Below are 723 nucleotides of genomic sequence, written 5' to 3'. Positions count from 1 at the left end.
CGGGCGGGAATCGCGGTCACTCACGCACCATGCCGCGCCGCATCCCCCGGTGCCTCTCGGGGTTCTCGCGTACAGAGCCAGTGCGTCGGGGGTCGCGACCGAAGTGCCGTCCCGGCCCCCGACGCGATTCAGGAACGCTTCATCAGCAGGTGCAGCGCGAGTAGTACCGTGACGCCCACCGTGAGGGCGACGCCGAACGCCGGCGCGCGGTAGGCCACATAGACCGCGGCCGCAAAAACGCTCAGGAGTACGACGGTGCGTACATCCAACGGCCCGTCCGGGCCCCCCGACTCGTTCGGGGGCTCGCCTCCGGCTCCGTTCGTCGGGTTGACTGACACCAGGCCCTCCAAGGGGTCCAGGGCCCGCCGCGGCGAGACTGGTCGCACAGAGCGTCGCGGCGGGGCCATCCGATGGGCGAACGCCGAGACGACGAAAGCCCAACTCTCTCCTCAAGGAGAAGGTCGGGCTTCACAAGCGAAGCTTCGTCGTACCTCGCACGCTTCGCAAGGGTCTGGCCAGAAGATACGAGTTCACGCCCTCGGCCGGGCTCCGGCGAGGGTCTCGAGCTTGAAGCGCTGCCGCAGGTTGGGCGCGTCGACGCAGCCCGACACTCTTTCGAGCGGACGCGCTCGCATCTTTTGGGTGAAGTCCCCGCGCGCCGGGCGGGTTTGGTGTCACTGTGGGTGACGTGCTCTTCGCGGGGTCCACACATTCATCTGTCGG

General features: G+C 68.3%; 1 protein-coding gene. It reads right to left on the bottom strand.

Going from position 1 to position 723, the window contains the following annotated elements; all coding sequences use genetic code 11:
• Positions 1–128: 128 nt before the first annotated feature.
• Positions 129–338 carry a hypothetical protein gene (locus GT354_RS52650; RefSeq protein ID WP_202512059.1) on the bottom strand — a complete coding sequence of 70 codons (210 nt, stop codon included), beginning with the start codon at positions 336–338 and terminating at the stop codon, positions 129–131.
• Between the last annotated feature and the right edge of the window lie 385 nt (positions 339–723).

The sequence above is a fragment of the Streptomyces sp. SID3343 genome (assembly GCF_009865215.1).
Classification (GTDB): domain Bacteria; phylum Actinomycetota; class Actinomycetes; order Streptomycetales; family Streptomycetaceae; genus Embleya.
This window is presented reverse-complemented; position numbering and strand designations above follow the sequence as displayed.